Raw genomic sequence first — 17655 nt, forward strand, 5'->3', positions numbered from 1 at the left:
AATAACTGTACTATAAGTACAGTTATTGAGCGCGGCGCAACGATGCGTTTGCCGGTTCGGCACGAACGATGCATCGTCGTTTCAGCGGCGCTTTATGCGGCCGCGTGAGCGGGAGTTGGATGCATGACGACACAGCGCGACTACGAGATCTTTGAGGCCGGTGACGTCACGCTTCAGTCCGGCGCCGTCTTCCCCGCGATGAAGCTCGCCTACAAGACCTACGGCACGCTGAGCGCGGCGAAGGACAACGTCATCCTCTACCCGACCTCCTTCAGCGCGCAGCATTTCGACACCGAATGGCTGATCGGCCCCGATGGCGTGCTCGATCCCACGCGCTATTTCATCATCATCCCGAACCTGTTCGGCAACGGCCTGTCGTCCTCGCCCTCAAACTCCGGCGACGCGCCATTCCCGCAGCTCAGCTATCACGATGCCATCGCTGTCCAGCACAGGCTGCTCACCGAGCGCTTCGGCGTGACAAAACTCGCGCTGGTCTATGGCTGGTCGATGGGCGGCATGCAGACCTATCACTGGGCGGCGCTGCATCCCGATATGGTCGCGCGCGCAGCCATCGTCTGCGGCAGCGCGCGCTGCTCGCCCTATAACTACGTCTTCCTGGAAAGCGTGAAGGCCGCGCTATCAGGCGATCCCGCCTTCCGCGACGGCCGTTTCGTCGAGAAGCCTGTCGCGGGCTATCGTGCCATGGGGCGTGTCTATGCCGGTTGGGCGATGTCGCATGGCTTCTATCGCGACGAGCTCTGGCGCGAGGCGGGTTTTACCTCGCTCGAGGATTATCTCGTCCGCACCTGGGACACGACCTTCGCCAGGCGCGACGCCAACGATCTGCTGGCGCAGGCCGGCATCTGGCAGCGCGGCGACATCAGCGCTTGCGCGGCCTTCGGCGGTGATCTCGATCGCGCACTCGCCGCGATCAAGGCGCATATGCTGCTGGTGCCGGGCGCGACCGACCGCTATTTCGACGTCCGCGACAACGAGGACGAGCTCGGCAAGCTGGTCAATGCAAAGTCGGCCGTGCTGCATCCGATCCCCTCGCTGCACGGCCATCGCGCCGGCAATCCCGTCAACAATCCGCCCGACCAGGCCTTCCTCAAGGCCGAGATCGCCGCGCTTCTCAGCAAGTAATACAGGCCCCGACCATGACTGATGCGACCGTTCCAGAGCCCGGCCATCGCCTGAAGCCGCTGACACCGGCCATGCTGCGCGAATTATCGGTGCGCTCGAACCTCAGGGGCGCCGTGCAGAGTTTTGGCCATTACGGAATGATCGTATTGGTCGGCGCGCTGATCTGGACGGTCACATCACGCCATGGCGTGCTCTGGGCGCTGCCGCTGATGGCGGCGCAAGGCTATCTCGTCGCCTTCCTGTTCATGGCGGTGCACGAGACCGCGCACAAGACGGCCTTCAAGAGCCGCGGCCTCAACCTCGCGGTCGGCTATCTCTCGGCCTTCATCATCGGTTTGCCCTACGAATATTACTGCCTGTTCCACTGGGATCATCACCGCTACACCCAGGATCCCGACAAGGATCCGGAGCTGATCGTCGGCGTGAAGCCGGGCTCCGACACGCAGCTTGCGATCGCCTATAGCGGCCTGCTTCAGGTTGCCGGCCGTCTCCGGCTGATGCTCGGCCATGCCGTCACCGGCAAGGTCGTCGTGCCCTGGATTCCCGAAAACAAGCGCGCCACCATCGTGACCGAGGCGCGCGCCTATGTCGCGCTCTATGCGCTGCTGCTCGCGCTCTCGCTGGGGTTCGCCTCGGCGCTGCTGCTCTGGGTGTGGATCGTCCCGCTCGTGATCGGGCAGTTCTTCCTGCGGCCCTATCTCTATGCCGAGCACACCGGCTGCGACCGCACCCGCAGCGCTTTCGAGAACACCCGCACCACCTATACCGGCGCGATCGTCAAATGGTTCGCGTGGAACATGCCCTACCATGTCGAGCACCACGCCTATCCCTCGATTCCCTTTCACGCGCTGCCGAGGCTGAACGGGATCGTCGACGGCGAGATCGTCCATCGCGGCCGCGGCTACGTCAGGACGACGCGCGAGACCTGGGCCTGGTTTCGCCGGAATCGGCAAGCCGGCTAGCTCAAGGATTGCTTAACCAAATACAAAGCCCCGGCCGCAGCGCGACCGGGGCTTCGTTTTGAAGGCGAGCGATCAGTAGATCCCGTAGGCGCAGACGTTCACGACGCGGACGCGCATGCCGTGACGGGTGCGAACGAGGCGCTCCTGGTAGCAGTTGCTGACGCCGGTGTTGACATAGATGCCGCCGTAGCCCCAGCCCGGGCCCCAGCCATGACCCCAGTGGTGATGATGGAAGCCGCCGGCCGACGCCGCGGTGGGCGCGAGAGCGGCAGCGCCGAGCGAACCGGCGGCGATCAGACCAAGAGCAAGCTTACGAAACATTTTCATTCTCCAGTGTGGCGCTAGGGCCGTTGTTGTGTCCCTGCTTCTCGGTCGAGCCGAGATGCGATCGCGTTCACATGGTGCGGGGAGAATCGTGTTTCAGGATTGTTTCGTGGCCCGCGGCGAGATGCGCCGCCGTCAGGTTTTCCGCGCCGCTGCGCGATAACGCGCAGCCATCGCCCGGGTCATCTCCGCCATCTTCTCGCGGAGGTCGGCGGGCTCCAGCACTTCGGCTTCGGGCCCGAGGCGCAGCAATTCGGCCGCGGCATGCCACGACGTCTTGCCGGTCGGCACCCTGGCGATGCGCCAGCCGTCCGCATCGATGGCCTCTTCAAGCTGCGTACGTGCCCTGACGTAAGGCTGGCTCAGCGCGTCGAGCAGCTTGACGCCGAACGGCGACAGCCGGATGACCGCGACATTGGGATGCATCTCGGCTTCGAGACGCAGCGTTGCGTCCCGCCAATAGGCCGCGAGATCGAACTGGGCGGGACGATCGAAGCGTTCGTCGAGCGCGGTGCAGTCCAGCACGCGCGCGACACGATAGGTGCGCACACTGCCGTCGACTTGCCCGGCGAGATACCAGCTGCCGCCTTTCAGCACGAGCCCGAGCGGTGCGACGCGGCGCTGCTTCTCCGAGCGCCAGCTCTGGTAGCGGATCTTGATCAGCGTCCCGCGCAAGGCCGCGCCGGCAATGATGCGCAGATGTTTTGGCTCTTCCGTCTCGCCGAACCAGCCGGGTGCGTCGAGGTGAAAGCGCTCCTGCATCCGCCCGGCGTCTTCGCGAAGGTTGGCAGGCAAGGCTGCCATCAGCTTGTTCTGCGCGGCGATCATCGCCGCGTCCAGCCCGAGCGCCGCGGCCGGTCCCGGCAGTCCCGCAAGGAACAGAGCTTCCGCCTCGTTCTGCGACAGCCCGTTCAAACGCACGCGATAACCGTCGAGCAGGCGATAGCCGCCCTCCGCGCCGCGATCGGCATAGACGGGGACGCCCGATGCCGCGAGCGCGTCGATGTCGCGATAGATCGTGCGCACCGACACCTCGCAGGCCTCCGCCAGCTCGGGCGCGGTGACCTGCCCCTTGGCCTGGAGGGTGGTGAGGATCGACATCATCCGGCTCGCGCGCATGATCCCTTAAACCATACCTGACACAGGATGTCAGGTATGGTCCGCTACAAACGCCATCGCCAGCCGGCCAGATGGAGACCACCATGACCGATCCGAACCGCATCACGCTGTATTATTCGCCGCAGACGCGCGCCACCGGCACGCGGGTGCTGCTGGAGGAGCTTGGCGCGCCCTACGATCTCCATGTGCTCAACATGAAGGCCGGCGAGCAGCGCCAAAGCGCCTATCTCGCCATCAATCCGCTGGGCAAGGTGCCGGCGGTCCGCCACGGCGAGGCGCTCGTGACCGAGCAGGTCGCGATCACCATCTATCTCGCCGATCTGTTCCCGCAGGCCGGCCTCACGCCCGCGCTGAACGATCCGCTGCGCGGTCCCTATTTGCGCTGGATGACCTATTACGGGTCATCCTTCGAGCCGGCCCTGATCGACAAGTTCATGCAGCGCGAGCCGGCGCCGATCACGCAGTCGCCGTATGCCGATTACGACACCATGCTGGGTGCGCTCGAGGCGCAATTGTCGAGAGGGCCGTACCTGCTCGGCGAACGCATGACGGCGGCGGATGTGCTGTGGGGCGTCGCGTTCAGCTGGACCATGATGTTCGGCATCGTGCCGAAGAAAGACGTCTTCGTCCGCTATGCCGAACGCATGACCTCGCGGCCCGCGTTCCAGCGCATCAATGCGGCCGATGATGAGATGGCGGCGCAGCATGCCAAGGCGGCCGGTGGTTGAATGATCCGGGGTTGCGGATGACGAAGCCGATGCACACGACCAACTGCTTCAACACTTTCATCCGGGTTGCCGAAGACTGTCCTGCGCGGACTGGCGAGGAGCCGCCGCTCCGCGAGGGAAAGCCGACGGTGGCGTGCCTGCAATACGGGATGATCGCCAAGGCGCCCTACAAATACACATCCGACGACGTGATTTTCGCCACGTCTGCGCCGGGACGCGAGCTCGATGTAAAGGCCACGAAGACGGAGAAGCATGCGGCCCGTGAAGCGTTCTTCTCCCGGGGGCAGGCGTGCATGAGGGCGTCGAGCCTGGGCAAGCGCTTCGGCTGGGGCGTTCATGCCGACAGTGAGGGCCGGATCGCGATCTACGCCGTCGACAGCAAACGCTACCAGGCGCTCGTCCGCGATTCCAAGCTCACGCAGGTGCGCGCGATGCGGTCGAAGCGGGCGTGATCAGAATTTTGGCGGTCGCTTCTCCGCGAACGCCTTGATGCCTTCCTTGATCTCGTCGCCGCGCATGCTGTCGCGGTGGCGTTGATCGGCGGCGGCTTCGTCCAGCTCACCGCGGGCGAATTCGTTGATGGCGCGCTTCATCCCGCGCATTGCCTGCGGCGCGTTGCCGGCGAGGACGTCGGCGAGCTTGTCGACTTCCTCGTCCAGGAATTCCACCGGCACCATGGCGGTGAGATAGCCGATCCGCAGCATCTCCGGCGCGGTGATCTTCTGCGCGGTGAGGAACAGCTTCTTCGCGTTGTCGAGGCCGAGCCGCGTCACGTAACGCTTGATGCCGCTTCTGTAGTAGTGCAGCCCGAGCCGCGCCGCCGGCATGAACATCTCGGCGGTGTCGACGCCGATGCGGAAATCGCAGGCGAGCGCGAGGTCGGTCGAGCCGCCATAGACGCCGCCATTGAGCCGGCAGATCGTCGGCACGCCGAGATCCTCCAGCCGGTTGACGACGACCTCGAACGCCGAGCCCGCGCTCTGCTGCTCGTTGGCACTGACCGCGCGCTCGGCGACCGAGTTGAGGTCGTAGCCCGCCGAGAAGGCCCGCCCCGTGCCGGTCAGCACCAGCACGCGGATATCAGGATCGGCCTCGATCCGGTCGAACAGCTTGACCAGCTCGCCGAGATCCTCGGCCTGCAGCCGGTTGAGATGCTTTGGCCTGTTGAGGCGGATGGTGGCGCGTGCGCCATTGATTTCGAGCACGGGGCTGGATGCCGCGTCGGCTGTGTCCGACATTCTTGTCTCCATTTACTTGTTTTCAAGCGTGCGGCGCCTGGCTTCCGCATCGATGGTCTCGGCGAGATCCGGATGCCGCGCCATCAGCACGCGGAAGTCGACGAGGTCGAGCACCAGAAGCCGCGACACCTTCGTGGTCGAGACATTGGCGCCGCGCAAATTGTTGCCGAGCAGCGCCATCTCGCCGAAGAATGCGCCCTCGCCGAGCTGCACCTTCTTGCCGGGCAGGTCGACCTCGACCTCGCCGGCGGCGATGAAGTACATGCAGTCGCCCTGCGCCCCCTTGCGGATGATCATGGTGCGCGCCGGCAGCTCCATGGTGCGCAGCATGTGGGTGACGTCGGCGATGGCCGCGGGCCCAAGCGCTGCGAAGAACGGCACCTTGCTGACGGATTCCCAAGTCTTGAGGAAATTGTCGCGCCGCGTCTCCGCCGCGAAGCCGGTCGCCAAAATACCGGTCCACAGGCCGAAAACGCCGAGGCCGGAGATCATCACCAGAGCCGCTACCATGCGGCCGAGCGGCGTCACCGGCACGACGTCGCCGTAGCCCGTCGTCGTGAGCGTGACGACGGCCCACCACAGCGCGGACGGTACGCTACCGAAGGTCTGGGGCTGCACCTCCCGCTCCAGGAAATATTCGGCGACCGAGGCCAGGAAGACCACCATCAGGAAGATCACGAGCACGCTCACCAACGGCCCCGATTCCAGCACCAGCACGCGGCGGAGCTGCCGCAGGCCCGGAATGCCCGGCACCACCTTCAAAACCCAGAGCACGCTAAGCAGCCACGCCGTCTTCGGCTCGACGCCGAGCATCAGCGCGACCGGCACCGCGACCGCTCCGATCGCGTCGACCAGCCCGGCGGAGGAGGACATGTAGAGCGAAAGCCGCCCGTGCCGTGCCATGTGGCGCAGCCGGACCACCCACTCGAACACGAAATAGACGAGGCAGGCCCACAGCAGGGCATCGACCCAGCGGTAGGCTGTTTCATAAGCCGGCTCGACCGTCAGCAGCACCATGCCGAGCACGCCGGCGCCGACTGCCAGGTAGGCCGCCTTGGTCATGTTGCGGCCGGCCGTGGCGGCCACGAACTGGGCCAGAGCGGGGATCAGCGGCTTGGACATGCGGGAAGGCGGCTCGGTTTTGTCTTTTGCGGTCCCGGCTGGAACCTCGGTGCCAAAGTGCATGCCCGGGCCAAGGCCGTCAACGACGGGCGCGGGCCGCCTGCAACGTCGTGGAACAGGGGGTACGGAGGCTTGGCGCAGCAGCTGGACCCGCGGGCCGTTACCTGAAATGCGGCGGCTCGTCGTAGCCGCGACGGCTGCTGAAGAACAGCAGCACCATCAAGCCAACGCCGACAATAACGGAAAATCCGGCCCCCAGCGCCAGCGCCACATAACCTTCCGTCGGAATCGGCTCGCCCTCGACCGCCATTGCCGAATAGGCGAAATAGCCAACCGCCACCAGCATTCCCAGAAGGATCATGATGAGGAGCGCACGCATGGAGCGTTCTCCGGTTGCATCCGGAGCAAACGGTTGTGGACCGGGACGGTTCCCGAATCAGGCGCGGTGACTTCCGGGGAAATGTTGGCAAAGCGCCGCTGCAAGACCGCCAAATCGATAGGTCAGGCACTCTGAGCTGTCTTCACCACCACGATATTGCTCTCGTCCTGCTGGGGAGGGGCCGTATCCTGGGCGACCTTGTCGGCCTCGCTGGCATGACGCTTGAGGTAGTCGCGGCGCATGCCGATCTCATCGCGGACGAACTCGTAGCCGAGCTTGAAGGTGTCGAGCCCGTCGGTACTGATCGTGCCGTCGCGAAGGCCTATGACGGCGCCGCGCAAAATGCCCTCCAGCTCGTCCTGGAGACATTCGAGCTGATCCAGCGAATGCGCGTGCTCGATGCGCTCGCCGATGTCGAGGATGGCGGTGGAGAGCTCGCTGGCCTTCTCCGGCGCGATCCGCGTGATCTTGGCGTAGATCGCGGCGAAGATCGAGCCGATGACGCTGAGCGCGGCGGCGCCCAGATACATCAGGTCGCTGTATTTATCCATGAACGACTTGGTGTCATCGTTGATGTAGTCGGCCGCCCCCTGATGCGCCATCACATAGGCGTCCTTCTCGACGGAGGCCGGCTCGATCCTGCTGGCGAAGCCGTTGTCGAGCCCGAGCGCGGATTTGTTCTCGTAGACGATGCGCGCGAGCTCGCCCGCCGTGCTCGCCGACATCCTGGATTGCGTGACCAGAAGCCATTCCAGTCCGATCGTGTCGAGGTCGTCGTCGGGAATTTCCGGCGATGCAGACAGCGTGCCCGCAGTCAGCGTCTCGCTGGAAATGCCGGGAATCCTGCGCGCCAGCGCCTTGGCCTCGTCGATCGCGTTGAGCGTGAAGCCGCCGCGCCTGGCGGCTTGCTCATAGGCCTTGTCCCGCACCGCCCTCGAGGCATGGACAATGGCGATCACTGCGCCAAAGCCGTTTGCCGGCGCAAACAGCTTGTCGAGTGTCATGCCTTGCGGCGCCATCTGGACCATCTTCGCGGCATCGGAGCCATCGGGGATGTCGAGAATGCTGCGCACGAAGGCGAGCGAGGAGTCGTTCGCGGCGACGACCGCGACCTTTTTCTTCTTCAGTTCGGCGAGCGACTTGATCTTCTTGTTGCCGGGACCGAGCAGGAGCACCAGATCGTGCTCGAGGATCGCGAGCGTGCGCGCCCGCAGCGGCACCTTGGCGTCGGTGCGCAACACGGCGAGATCGGCCTGCTTGCGGTCGAACTGGGCGAGCGCCTTGGCGTTATCAGGATTGTTGACGATCTTGATCCGGAAGCGCGAGGCGTTGTTCTTCAGCACGGTGGCGAGCTTGGCCGCGAACAGCGCCTCGTCGCTGTTGGGGGCGCCGACAGCAAAGGTCAGCGTCTCCGAATTGTGCAGCATGGCGCGGCCGCCCCAGACGGTGGCGAGCGACAGGAGCAGGGTCAGCACGACGTAGAGAAAGACCTGTTGCTGATTGGTCTTGATCACCTTGGGGCGCCGCGGCGGCGGCTCTGATGGTGACGAGGTCGGGCCTTCGGTACTCATGGCGGCACTCTGGCCTTGCTGCTTGGGTGGCGGGCGGCTCGCGAATGTGATCGCGGCGGGCGGCCTGCAATTCCTAAACGTCTGAAAAAAGAACGATATTTTCTGCCTGCAATGATACCGTGCCGAGATCGGAATGCAAATTTCGAGCCGCAGGTAACCTTACTCGATCCCGCCGCGGCGATTGGTCATCCTATCACCAGTTAGCCACAGTTGGCGATTTTCCGGTTCCCCCCGGCTGCATTCCGTCGCGGGAGATGTCATAAATCACACGTCCCGGCGATTTGACCGGTCCAAGAAGAAGCTGCGCTGAACGCTCCGGTTTTTCTTGTCCACGTCAATGAGGGCGTCAGCTTTGTCGTTTCCACCCATGTCATCGGCGGTTCCGGTCGAAGCGCTCATTGGCTGGATGTTGCTGCTCACCTTCAAGCACATCATCGCCGATTTCGTCCTCCAGACCGCCTGGATGGCGCAAGGCAAGGACCAGAAGCACGGCTGGGCCTTGCCGCTTCTGGTGCATTGCCTGATTCACCTCGCGGTTGCGCTGCCGCTGATCCTGATCGTGGCGCCGCGATTCTGGTTCGTCGCGTTCATCGACTTCGTGATCCACATCACGATCGACCGCGCCAAGGGGATGGTCTCCGCCAATTTCGGGGTCGACCTGGCGCATCCCTGGTTCTGGACCCTGATCGGCGTCGACCAGGCGCTGCACCATCTGACCGGCTTCGGCCTCTCGATCTTCATGGCGGCGAACTGAGGCCGGCGGCCCTCTGGAGTGGCTGCCGGGCCTGCATGGTTCTCGCGGCGATGCGAAGCATCGTCCGCCAGACGGCGCTTCGCGCCTCCTCACCATGAGGGGTTCGAATCTTTCAGCAGAAACAGACCTCATCCTGAGGAGCCCGCCAAAGGCGGGCGTCTCGAAGGATGGCCGCACGCCCGCATTTCACCCGGCAGGCGCCCTCCGATTCGCGGCGAGGGCGCAAGCACCCCGGGTGACTACCGGGCGGCGTGGTTAACCTTTCGTTAGAGAATTGCGCTGCATCTTCCGGACACGAGGGAGAACTGCAATGTTTTCAAGCCGCGACACCTATGAAAGCGATTTCTGCCCGGTCCGCGACGAACTCCTTGGCGAGATGTATCGCGCCAGCGAGAGTGGCCTGCCGAGGCTGGTTGAGAGTGTTTCCCCTGACGCGCGCGCCAGGCTGGCGCTGTTTTGCTATCGCCGCAGCCATCTGCATTCGCTGGCTGTCGCGATCGCAGCCAGCTGTCACGAGCGTGACCTGATCGAGAACGGTGGCCGCGTCGGCTCGACGCTCTACGCGCTGTCGCGCGAAGCCGCCGTCAAATCGTCGCCGTCACTGTCGGGGGGCCGCAAGCCGATCACGCTGTCGACCAAGCCGCTCTCGGTGCTCGCACCGCTCGAGGACGAGTTCGACGACGAGATCAGCGAAGCCGTTCCCGCTTAAGCGTGGTCTATCGGCGCATGATCTCCGCGCAAACGCGTCCCGCGTTTGTCGCGAGGGAAAACTGCGACACAGTTTTCCGGATCATGCGCTAGCGATCACCGGCAGCCCGAACTTCCGCCGCGCCATTGCGCATTCGGCGTCGCCCGGCATGCAGGTGCGGCACACTTCCGGCCGCACCGCATAGATGCCGCACGCGGTCGCCTTGCCGATCTCCCCCTGCAACGCCGAACAGCGATCGCTCTCGCAGCGCATGCCGGATTGACGCGCATTGACGAGCGCTTCCGGGATCGCCGCAAGCTCCTCGTCGCTCTCGATCGAGAAGCGTGGCCAGTTCTCCGAATAGCCGCAGCAGGCGCCGCAGCTCTGGCAGCAGGTCGAGAGATCGATTTCTTCCATCGCGCTCACGTGTCCTTCACGTATCTTTGGGCGGGCCCCAGACCAGGCTCTGCCGCCATCTCGCGCGCAGCACGTCGCGCCGCTCCGGATATCTTTCGTCGAGATAGTTCGCATCCACCACGCGGTCGGTGCGGAAACTGCGGAAGTCGCCGCGCAGCTCGCACCAGGCGGCGAGCAGGCGTACGGCTTCGAGATAGCCGACCGAGATCGGCCAGATCATGCGCTCGCTGGGGCGGCCCCGCTCGTCGCGATAGCGCAGCATGATCTTCTTGCCTTCGTGGATCTGGGTGCGCGTGCGCACCATGTCCAGGCGGTCCGGCTCCCTGTTCCAGCTCGGCCGCGCGCGGCTCGCGGGCTCCAGCACGAAGGGACGCAGGCGCTCGGGCACGGTGTCGGCGATCTTGGCCATCAAATCTTCGGCCGCGCGCGCCAGTGCAGAATCGGCATGGCCCGCGACCCATTGCGCGCCGAGCACCGCCGCTTCGATCTCGTCGGGCGTCAGCATCAAAGGCGGCAGGTCAAATCCCTTTTCCAGGATGTAGCCCATGCCGGCCTCGCCGCGGATCGGCACGCGCTGGCCGATCAAGGTGGCGATGTCGCGATAGATCGTGCGCTTCGAGGTTTCGAGCTCGGCCGCGATGGCGTCCGCCGTCAGCGGCTTACGCGTGCGCCTCAGCACCTGGATGATCTGAAACAGCCGGTCGGCGCGTCTCATGACAATTCTCTTATCGATGGTCTTTTCAGAAGGCGGTGCGCGGCTGCTGACAGGATGTTGGCAGCAGGGGGGTTCTATACCGGGACAACACATCGACTGAAGAGGATTTGTCCATGATCATTCCAACCCATTTCGGCCCGGCCGCTCCGTTGTGGCGCGCCCAGATGTGGCAGGCGAGGGCGTTCAGCCGCCTCGTTTCGCTCGATCTCATGGCCGTCGACCTCCGATTTGCATTCGCAAGCGTGGTGACACGCTCGCTGGTCCAGGCCGCGGACGCGCTGGTCCGCCATGTGATGGGCCGCGCCTGGCGGGGGGCCCGTTTCGCAGAAGATATCACGGCTGCTGCCACCATGGTGGCAGCAGCCCGGCACTAGGTTCCGTCAACTCTTTCGGTCGTTCAGGAGAGCTCTCATGATCACGCTTTACGGCTTCGGCACCGGCTTCGGCCTGCCGGAAATCAGCCCTTTCGTCACCAAGACGGAGGTGCAGCTCAAGATGGCGGGACTGCCCTACCGGAAGGAGCGGGCGATGCCGCCGGCCTCGCCCAAGGGGCAGCTGCCGTTCATCGACGATGGCGGCGAGGCGGTGGCCGATTCCACCTTCATCCGCGCCCATATCGAGCGCCGCTATGGCTTCGATTTCGACGCCGGGCTGTCGCTGGCCGAGCGTGCGCAGGCCTGGGCGTTCGAGCGCATGGTCGAGCATCATGTCTATTGGGCGCTGGTCGGGGCGCGCTGGGTCGATCCGGTCAACTTCGCCAAGGGGCCAGCGCATTTCTTCGACGGCGCGCCGGAGCACAATCGCGAAAAGTTGCGCGAGGATGCGCAATTCCGTGTCGCCGAGAACTATCTGCTGTCCGGCCTCGGCCGCCACGCGCCCGACGACGACGTCGATCTCGCGGTGCGTTCGCTGTTCGCGCTCTCGGTGCAGCTCGGCGACAAGTCCTATCTGATGGGCAACAAGCCCTGCGGCGTCGATGCCACCGCCTTCGGCGCGCTCGCCGGGATCCTGACGCCGTTCTTCGAATCGTCCTTGCGCCAGCGTGCCGAGGGATTTCCGAACCTCACCGCCTATGTCGACCGCATGATGGACAATTATTACCCGGAGTTCTCCTGGACCCCGCTGCGGCAGGCGGCCTGAGGCACGAGCTCGGATCGCAAAGCAAAAGAGCCGGCCCGATGGGCCGGCTCTCGTCGTCTCAAAGCTTTTGCCGCGCCTACTTCACCAGCGTGTACTTGCCGTTCTTCACCGTGAGCAGGATGCGCGAGCGCTCGTCGAGGCCGTAGCGGTCCTTTTCGGTGAAGTTGTAGACGCCCTGGCTCGCCGCCAGCTCCTTCTCGGTCAGCAGCGCCTGTCGGATCGCTTCGCGGAATTCCGGCGTGCCGGGCTTGGCGGTCTTCAGCGCCGTCGGGATGATGCGCTTCAGGATCTCGAAGGCGTCGTAGGAATGACCGGCGAACTGGCTGCGGCTGTTCGGGCCGTACTTGGCCTCATAGGCCGTGTTGAGCGCGAGGCCCGGCTTCTTGGTCGCGGCCTCGTCCGGCTGGTCCTCGGGATCCATGACGGGACCCGACGCCATCAGCACGCCTTCCGCCGCTTTGCCGGCGATGCGGATGAAGTCCATGCTGGCGGCGCCATGGGTCTGGTAGATCAGGCCCTGATAGCCGCGCTCGCGCAGCTCGGTCTGCGGCAGCGCGGCCGCGGTGCCGGAAGCGCCGACCAGGATCGCGTCCGGATTCGCGGCGACGAGCTTGAGCACCTGTCCGGTCACCGACGTATCGGGGCGGGCGAAACGCTCCTCATCGGCGATGGTCATGCCCATCGGCACGGCCTGGGCCTTCAGGTCGTTGAACCAGAGGTCGCCATAGGAGTCGGAATAGCCGATGTAGCCGAGGGTCTTCACGCCCTTCGACTTCATGTGATCGTACAGCACCTTGCCCACGATCGGGATCGGCTGCGGCATCGCCACCGACCACTTCATGCGCTCCGGCGTGATCGGGAACGGCGCCAGGCCGAAATGCGGAATGCCGGCTTCGTTGGCGACGTTGGAGACCGCGATCGTCGGCGGCGTCAGCGCCGAGCCCATGATGATGTCGGCCTTGGATTCGGTCACGAAGCGGCGTGCGTTGGTGGTTGCCGTGGTGGGATCGCCGCCGTCGTCGAGCACGATCACCTTCAGCGGCACGCCGCCGATCTCCTTCGGCACGAATTCCAGCGCGTTGCGCTCGGGAATGCCGAGCGCCGCGCCCGGGCCGGTCGTGGTGGTGGTGATGCCGATGGTGATTTCGCTGGTCTGGGCCAGTGCGGGCAGGGCCGGCAGGGCAAGCGTCGCAGCCGTGATGGCGGCGGTCAGGTAAAAGCGTTTCATCTATTCCTCCCTTGACGTGTTTCTTTGAAAGCAGAAATCGGGGGGTAATTCAGCCCCCTCTTTTGGCGATGCGGCGATTGGCTCCGGACCTAGCTCCCCGTGAATTTGGCTACCATTTCCGCCGGGAACGGTGCCGATTTCAGCTTGTCGGGGTTAACGGGATCGCGGCGGACCAGGACGCGGGTCTCAAAGCCCTCGATCGCCAGCGCATCGCCCTTGTAGACGTTGTGCTTCACCTCGAAGCTCGAGCGCTTGATGCTCTCGATCTTCGTTTCGATGGTGATCCAGTCGCCATAGGTCGAGGGGATGTAGAACCTGGACCGCGTGTCGACCATGGGAATCCCCACCAGGCCGTATTTGCGGACCAGGTCCTGCTTGGAGAACCCGGCGACCTCGAACAGGGTCGACGTCGAATCGTCGAACATCGCGAAATAACGCGGATAGTAGACGATGTTGGCGGGGTCGCAGTCGCCCCACTGGATCTGGACGTCGCGCCGGTTCACGAACATGCGGTTCTCTGCTCTACGAAATTACTTGGGCGCCATGCGCAGCGAGCCGTCGAGGCGCACCACTTCGCCGTTCAGGTACGAATTCTCGACCATGTGCAGCGCCAGCGCGGCGAACTCGTCGGCGTGGCCGAGCCGGCGCGGGAACGGGATCGCGGCGGCGAGCGAGTCCTGGGCTTCCTGCGGCAGGTTGGCGAGCAGCGGCGTGAGGAACAGGCCGGGCGCGATGGTCAGCACGCGGACGCCGAACTGCGCCAGCTCGCGCGCGATCGGCAAGGTCATGCCGACGATGCCGCCCTTGGAGGCCGAATAGGCCGACTGGCCGATCTGGCCATCATAGGCGGCAACGGACGCCGTATTGATGATGACGCCGCGCTCGCCGGTCGCCTGCGGCTCGAGCTTGGACATCTCGGTCGCGGCGAGGCGCAGCATGTTGAAGGTGCCGATGAGGTTGACCTTGATCACCTTGTCGAAATCGGCGAGCGCCATCGGCCCGTCGCGGCCGACCACGCGCTTGGCGACGCCGATGCCGGCGCAGTTCACCAGCACGCGCGGCGCGCCAAGGGCCTTGGTCGCCTGCGCGATCGCGGCTTCAGCGGAAGCCGCATCGGAGACGTCGCAGGTCACGGCGACGCCCTTGATCTCGGCGGCGACACTCTCCGCAAGCTTGGCATTGAGATCGCACACCGCGACCTTGGCGCCCTGCGCCGCCAGTTTTCGCGCGGTCGCAGCGCCGAGTCCCGATGCGCCGCCGGTGACGATGGCTGCCTGATCCTTCAACAACATGGCGTTCTCCTTTGGCGATGATTTCTTACCCGACCGATATCACACGGTCGGATGGATTGGCAGCATAGAGCTCCTCGATCAGGGCGCCGCGATGCTCCAGCACCGCGCGCTGGTTGATCGAGCCTTTGTCGGTGACCTCGCCCTTGTCGATCGAGAGCGGCGTATCCAGCAGGATCGCGCGCGTGATCCGCGTCGAGGATCCCGTGGCCTCGCTGAGGAAGCGCGTCAGGCGCTCGCGGAAGGCCTCGCGCACCAGCCGGTCGCGGGCGGTGACGGTAAGATCGTCGGCCGCCAGCGTCGGGTTGATCAGCCGGCAGCCGTCGAGATCGAGCAGGACCAGCGCGGAGATCTCGTCGCGGTTAATGCCGGCGATGACGACGTCGCGCACCAGCGGCGCGCAAGCCGCGACGAAGCGCGCACGCAGCGGGCCGACACTGACCCAGGTACCGCTGCCGAGCTTGAAGTCTTCGCTGACGCGGCCGTCGAAATCGAAGCCGGCGTTGAGATCATCGGGATCGACCGGCTTGAGCGCGTCGCCCATCTTGTAAAATCCTTCCTCGTCGAAGGATTTTTCGGTGATGTCTGGCTGGCGCCAATAGCCGGGCATCACGTTCGGCCCCCTGGCGCGCACTTCCATCTTGCCGTTGTTCGGCACCAGCTTGGCGTCATTGCCCGACACGGGCAACCCGACATGGCCGGAGCGGCTGGTGCGCGGATTGACCGACATGAAGAACGGCGCGGTCTCGGTCGCACCGAGGCCGGTCAGCATCGGCACGCGGTAGCCCTTTTCCTTCACCGCGAGCTCGTCGAGGCTGTTCCAGACGAACGGCGACAGCGCCGCGCCCGAGAAGAACATCGCGTGCAGCCGGTCGAAGAACTTTGCGCGCAAGCCCTGGTCGTCGCGCAGATATGGCAGCAGCGACTCGTAGCCCTTGGGGACGTTGAAATAGACCGTCGGCGAAATCTCCTGGAGATTGCGCACGGTCTCCTCGATGCCGCCAGGCACCGGCTTGCCGGCGTCCAGATACATCGATCCGCCATTGTAGAGCGTCAGCCCGATATTGTGGTTGCCGCCAAAGGTGTGATTCCAGGGCAGCCAGTCGATGATGACGGGCGGCTCGTCCTTGAGGAAGGCGAGCGTCTCGCGCAGCATGACCTGGTTGGCGCAGATCATGCGCTGGGTGTTGATGACGGCCTTGGGATTGCCGGTCGAGCCCGACGTCAGCAGGAATTTTGCGATGGTGTCCGGACCGATATTGCCGTGCACCTCGTCGAGATCGCTGCGGAGCGGCGTCGCCATGAGGTCGGCGAGCAGGGTGACGTCGCGGCCCGGCACTTGGCCCCAGGATGCGGCGATCTCGGTGCCGGGCGAGACGTTGGCGGCGAGCGCATCCGCGAACTTGCCGGCGTCCTCGGCGAAGACGAGGCCGGGCGTCAGCAGCTTCATCAGGTAAGACAGCTTGCCGTAATCCTTCGACACCAGCGAATAGGCCGGCGACACCGGGCAGAACGGAATGCCGGCATAGAACGCGCCGAACGCGAGCAGCGCGTGGTCGATCGAATTGCCCGAGAGGATGACGACCGGCCGCTCCGCCGACAGGCCGCGCGCAATCAGGCCGGAAGCAATGTGCCGGCTTGCGGCGAGCAGCTCGGCATAGGTGATCTTGCGCCAGCCGCGGCCGCCTTCGCGCTCGGCCATGAAAACGCGGTCCGGCGTCGTCCTGGCCCAGTGATGCAGGCGGTCGGTGATGCGGACGGGATAGTCGCCGAGCGGCTGTTTCGGTCGCAGGTAAATCGTGCCGTCGTCGCGCCGCTCGATGTTGACGACGGGATCGCCGAACGAAATGGGCCGCAGCGGGGAAGTGCTCGCGCCGCGCTCCATGCTGGAAGAGGACGGCTGCGCGCTCATGACTTCGGCTTCACCTTTGCGGTCTTGTGTTCGAGGAATTCGCGGATCCTGCGCTTTGCCTCCTTGTCGCTCTGCGCCACGGTCGCCATCAGCGATTCCATGAGCAGGCCGGCCTGCGGATTGGCCTCCGCGATCATCGGCAGCGCCTGGAGCACGGCAAAGTTCGTCAGCGGCGCGTTGGAGGCGACCTTGGTCGCAAGCTCCAGCGCCTTGCCGAGCCCGTTGCCGGCCTCGGTCACATATTGCGCAAAGCCGTAGGAGGCGCCTTCGGTCGCGCTATAGACGCGGCCGGTCAGCATCATGTCCATCATCCTGGCGACGCCGATCAGCCGCGGCAGCCGCACCGAGCCGCCGCCGCCGACGAAGATGCCGCGCTGCCCTTCCGGCAGGGCGAAATAGGTCGAGGGCTCGGCGACGCGGATATGGGCGGCGCAGGCAAGCTCCAGCCCGCCGCCGATCACGGCGCCCCTCAGCGCCGCGATGACGGGCACACGGCTGTACTGGATGCGGTCGAACACCCGGTGCCACATCTGAGAATGCAGCAGCCCGCCGGTCGCGTCGTGGTCCTGGAGCTCGGAGAGGTCGAGACCGCTGGAGAAATGATCGCCGATGCCGTGGATGACCACCGCGCCGATATCCTCGGGCAGGGATGCAAAACACTCGCCGATTTCCAGGATGATGCCGTCGTTGAGCGCATTGCGCTTGGCCGGCCGGTTCAGCCCCACGGTCAGAACCCGGTCCGCCCGCTCGATCCTCAAAAGCCCGGTGGCGCCCGCGCCAGCGGTCTCGGCGTTTCCCTGTGTCATTTGCGTCCTTGTCAGAATAGTTATGTTGTATAACGAATTTCGGGAGAGTCAAGGAGGGGAGCCCTCCCAGGCACCGGGGCAGCTACGCTCGCCTCGGCTCCCCCAGGAACGGGTCACCGC

At 64.9% G+C, this 17655-nt stretch carries 21 protein-coding genes; 8 read left to right on the forward strand and 13 right to left on the reverse strand.

The features are described from left to right. Window positions 1-123 precede the first annotated feature (123 nt). Window positions 124-1143: an alpha/beta fold hydrolase gene (locus NLM15_RS04910; protein ID WP_254115892.1), complete on the forward strand. Its 1020-nt coding sequence runs from the start codon at window positions 124-126 to the stop codon at window positions 1141-1143. A 14-nt stretch (window positions 1144-1157) separates the two neighbouring features. After that, window positions 1158-2105, forward strand: a complete 948-nt coding sequence (locus NLM15_RS04915) for a fatty acid desaturase (RefSeq protein ID WP_254115893.1) — start codon at window positions 1158-1160, stop codon at window positions 2103-2105. A gap of 72 nt (window positions 2106-2177) precedes the next feature. Here the strand turns inward: NLM15_RS04915 and NLM15_RS04920 are convergent, their stop codons facing one another. Next, the gene (locus NLM15_RS04920) at window positions 2178-2426 is read right to left on the reverse strand and encodes a hypothetical protein (RefSeq protein ID WP_254115894.1); all 249 of its coding nucleotides are present in this window, start codon (window positions 2424-2426) and stop codon (window positions 2178-2180) included. Window positions 2427-2564: 138 nt separating this feature from the next. Continuing rightward, entirely contained in the window at window positions 2565-3548 is a 984-nt protein-coding gene (locus NLM15_RS04925; protein ID WP_254115895.1) for a YafY family protein, read from the reverse strand. Between the two features lie 83 nt (window positions 3549-3631). On the opposite strand from NLM15_RS04925, the gene NLM15_RS04930 reads away from it, so the two are divergent. Further along, complete coding sequence (locus NLM15_RS04930; RefSeq protein WP_254115896.1) at window positions 3632-4276, forward strand: glutathione S-transferase family protein; 645 nt, start codon at window positions 3632-3634, stop codon at window positions 4274-4276. A 17-nt stretch (window positions 4277-4293) separates the two neighbouring features. Further along, window positions 4294-4728: a DUF6157 family protein gene (locus NLM15_RS04935; RefSeq protein ID WP_254115897.1), complete on the forward strand. Its 435-nt coding sequence runs from the start codon at window positions 4294-4296 to the stop codon at window positions 4726-4728. Here the strand turns inward: NLM15_RS04935 and NLM15_RS04940 are convergent, their stop codons facing one another. The 4 genes from NLM15_RS04940 to NLM15_RS04955 all read right to left on the reverse strand — a co-directional run bounded on the left by NLM15_RS04940 (window position 4729) and on the right by NLM15_RS04955 (window position 8586). Further along, window positions 4729-5514 (reverse strand): enoyl-CoA hydratase/isomerase family protein, encoded by a 786-nt coding sequence (locus tag NLM15_RS04940; RefSeq protein WP_254115898.1) that lies wholly within the window; start codon window positions 5512-5514, stop codon window positions 4729-4731. Window positions 5515-5526: 12 nt separating this feature from the next. After that, window positions 5527-6636: a cyclic nucleotide-gated ion channel gene (locus NLM15_RS04945; RefSeq protein ID WP_254115899.1), complete on the reverse strand. Its 1110-nt coding sequence runs from the start codon at window positions 6634-6636 to the stop codon at window positions 5527-5529. Between the two features lie 160 nt (window positions 6637-6796). Continuing rightward, window positions 6797-7015, reverse strand: coding sequence for a hypothetical protein (locus NLM15_RS04950; RefSeq protein WP_254115900.1), 219 nt, complete (start codon window positions 7013-7015; stop codon window positions 6797-6799). A 122-nt stretch (window positions 7016-7137) separates the two neighbouring features. Continuing rightward, window positions 7138-8586: a TAXI family TRAP transporter solute-binding subunit gene (locus NLM15_RS04955; protein WP_254115901.1), complete on the reverse strand. Its 1449-nt coding sequence runs from the start codon at window positions 8584-8586 to the stop codon at window positions 7138-7140. Between the two features lie 406 nt (window positions 8587-8992). Between NLM15_RS04955 and NLM15_RS04960 the strand changes: the two genes are divergently transcribed. Both NLM15_RS04960 and NLM15_RS04965 read left to right on the forward strand, forming a co-directional pair. Continuing rightward, window positions 8993-9340: a DUF3307 domain-containing protein gene (locus NLM15_RS04960; RefSeq protein WP_254124147.1), complete on the forward strand. Its 348-nt coding sequence runs from the start codon at window positions 8993-8995 to the stop codon at window positions 9338-9340. Window positions 9341-9650: 310 nt separating this feature from the next. Then, the gene (locus NLM15_RS04965; protein ID WP_254115902.1) at window positions 9651-10049 is read left to right on the forward strand and encodes a hypothetical protein; all 399 of its coding nucleotides are present in this window, start codon (window positions 9651-9653) and stop codon (window positions 10047-10049) included. 81 nt (window positions 10050-10130) lie between these two features. Here the strand turns inward: NLM15_RS04965 and NLM15_RS04970 are convergent, their stop codons facing one another. Both NLM15_RS04970 and NLM15_RS04975 read right to left on the reverse strand, forming a co-directional pair. Continuing rightward, entirely contained in the window at window positions 10131-10445 is a 315-nt protein-coding gene (locus tag NLM15_RS04970; protein ID WP_254115903.1) for a YkgJ family cysteine cluster protein, read from the reverse strand. Between the two features lie 16 nt (window positions 10446-10461). After that, window positions 10462-11160: a YafY family protein gene (locus NLM15_RS04975; RefSeq protein WP_254115904.1), complete on the reverse strand. Its 699-nt coding sequence runs from the start codon at window positions 11158-11160 to the stop codon at window positions 10462-10464. A gap of 113 nt (window positions 11161-11273) precedes the next feature. Between NLM15_RS04975 and NLM15_RS04980 the strand changes: the two genes are divergently transcribed. Together NLM15_RS04980 and NLM15_RS04985 are read left to right on the forward strand one after the other, a co-directional pair. Beyond that, a complete protein-coding gene (locus tag NLM15_RS04980) occupies window positions 11274-11534 on the forward strand; it encodes a hypothetical protein (RefSeq protein WP_254115905.1) in 261 nt (86 codons plus the stop codon). 37 nt (window positions 11535-11571) lie between these two features. Further along, on the forward strand, window positions 11572-12300 hold the full coding sequence (locus tag NLM15_RS04985; RefSeq protein WP_254115906.1) for a glutathione S-transferase family protein: 729 nt from the start codon (window positions 11572-11574) through the stop codon (window positions 12298-12300). A gap of 76 nt (window positions 12301-12376) precedes the next feature. Here the strand turns inward: NLM15_RS04985 and NLM15_RS04990 are convergent, their stop codons facing one another. The 5 genes from NLM15_RS04990 to NLM15_RS05010 all read right to left on the reverse strand — a co-directional run bounded on the left by NLM15_RS04990 (window position 12377) and on the right by NLM15_RS05010 (window position 17535). Next, a complete protein-coding gene (locus NLM15_RS04990; RefSeq protein ID WP_254115907.1) occupies window positions 12377-13528 on the reverse strand; it encodes an ABC transporter substrate-binding protein in 1152 nt (383 codons plus the stop codon). Between the two features lie 89 nt (window positions 13529-13617). Then, window positions 13618-14037 (reverse strand): thioesterase family protein, encoded by a 420-nt coding sequence (locus NLM15_RS04995; protein WP_254115908.1) that lies wholly within the window; start codon window positions 14035-14037, stop codon window positions 13618-13620. Between the two features lie 21 nt (window positions 14038-14058). Further along, window positions 14059-14820, reverse strand: coding sequence for an SDR family NAD(P)-dependent oxidoreductase (locus NLM15_RS05000; protein WP_254115909.1), 762 nt, complete (start codon window positions 14818-14820; stop codon window positions 14059-14061). A 25-nt stretch (window positions 14821-14845) separates the two neighbouring features. Next, window positions 14846-16729 carry a feruloyl-CoA synthase gene (locus NLM15_RS05005; protein WP_254115910.1) on the reverse strand — a complete coding sequence of 628 codons (1884 nt, stop codon included), beginning with the start codon at window positions 16727-16729 and terminating at the stop codon, window positions 14846-14848. Continuing rightward, window positions 16726-17535, reverse strand: coding sequence for a crotonase/enoyl-CoA hydratase family protein (locus tag NLM15_RS05010; RefSeq protein WP_254115911.1), 810 nt, complete (start codon window positions 17533-17535; stop codon window positions 16726-16728). The genes NLM15_RS05005 and NLM15_RS05010 overlap by 4 nt, the downstream gene beginning before the upstream one ends. Window positions 17536-17655: the final 120 nt, after the last annotated feature.

Source organism: Bradyrhizobium sp. CCGB20 (genome assembly GCF_024199855.1).
GTDB lineage: Bacteria > Pseudomonadota > Alphaproteobacteria > Rhizobiales > Xanthobacteraceae > Bradyrhizobium.

Excerpts from the sequence above, each read along its gene's own strand:
- NLM15_RS04910 (WP_254115892.1), top strand. The coding sequence starts at position 124 with ATGACGACACAGCGCGACTACGAGATCTTTGAGGCCGGTGACGTCACG.
- NLM15_RS04915 (WP_254115893.1), top strand. The coding sequence starts at position 1,158 with ATGACTGATGCGACCGTTCCAGAGCCCGGCCATCGCCTGAAGCCGCTG.
- NLM15_RS04920 (WP_254115894.1), bottom strand. The coding sequence starts at position 2,426 with ATGTTTCGTAAGCTTGCTCTTGGTCTGATCGCCGCCGGTTCGCTCGGC.
- NLM15_RS04925 (WP_254115895.1), bottom strand. The coding sequence starts at position 3,548 with ATGCGCGCGAGCCGGATGATGTCGATCCTCACCACCCTCCAGGCCAAG.
- NLM15_RS04930 (WP_254115896.1), top strand. The coding sequence starts at position 3,632 with ATGACCGATCCGAACCGCATCACGCTGTATTATTCGCCGCAGACGCGC.
- NLM15_RS04935 (WP_254115897.1), top strand. The coding sequence starts at position 4,294 with ATGACGAAGCCGATGCACACGACCAACTGCTTCAACACTTTCATCCGG.
- NLM15_RS04940 (WP_254115898.1), bottom strand. The coding sequence starts at position 5,514 with ATGTCGGACACAGCCGACGCGGCATCCAGCCCCGTGCTCGAAATCAAT.
- NLM15_RS04945 (WP_254115899.1), bottom strand. The coding sequence starts at position 6,636 with ATGTCCAAGCCGCTGATCCCCGCTCTGGCCCAGTTCGTGGCCGCCACG.
- NLM15_RS04950 (WP_254115900.1), bottom strand. The coding sequence starts at position 7,015 with ATGCGTGCGCTCCTCATCATGATCCTTCTGGGAATGCTGGTGGCGGTT.
- NLM15_RS04955 (WP_254115901.1), bottom strand. The coding sequence starts at position 8,586 with ATGAGTACCGAAGGCCCGACCTCGTCACCATCAGAGCCGCCGCCGCGG.
- NLM15_RS04960 (WP_254124147.1), top strand. The coding sequence starts at position 8,993 with ATGTTGCTGCTCACCTTCAAGCACATCATCGCCGATTTCGTCCTCCAG.
- NLM15_RS04965 (WP_254115902.1), top strand. The coding sequence starts at position 9,651 with ATGTTTTCAAGCCGCGACACCTATGAAAGCGATTTCTGCCCGGTCCGC.
- NLM15_RS04970 (WP_254115903.1), bottom strand. The coding sequence starts at position 10,445 with ATGGAAGAAATCGATCTCTCGACCTGCTGCCAGAGCTGCGGCGCCTGC.
- NLM15_RS04975 (WP_254115904.1), bottom strand. The coding sequence starts at position 11,160 with ATGAGACGCGCCGACCGGCTGTTTCAGATCATCCAGGTGCTGAGGCGC.
- NLM15_RS04980 (WP_254115905.1), top strand. The coding sequence starts at position 11,274 with ATGATCATTCCAACCCATTTCGGCCCGGCCGCTCCGTTGTGGCGCGCC.
- NLM15_RS04985 (WP_254115906.1), top strand. The coding sequence starts at position 11,572 with ATGATCACGCTTTACGGCTTCGGCACCGGCTTCGGCCTGCCGGAAATC.
- NLM15_RS04990 (WP_254115907.1), bottom strand. The coding sequence starts at position 13,528 with ATGAAACGCTTTTACCTGACCGCCGCCATCACGGCTGCGACGCTTGCC.
- NLM15_RS04995 (WP_254115908.1), bottom strand. The coding sequence starts at position 14,037 with ATGTTCGTGAACCGGCGCGACGTCCAGATCCAGTGGGGCGACTGCGAC.
- NLM15_RS05000 (WP_254115909.1), bottom strand. The coding sequence starts at position 14,820 with ATGTTGTTGAAGGATCAGGCAGCCATCGTCACCGGCGGCGCATCGGGA.
- NLM15_RS05005 (WP_254115910.1), bottom strand. The coding sequence starts at position 16,729 with ATGAGCGCGCAGCCGTCCTCTTCCAGCATGGAGCGCGGCGCGAGCACT.
- NLM15_RS05010 (WP_254115911.1), bottom strand. The coding sequence starts at position 17,535 with ATGACACAGGGAAACGCCGAGACCGCTGGCGCGGGCGCCACCGGGCTT.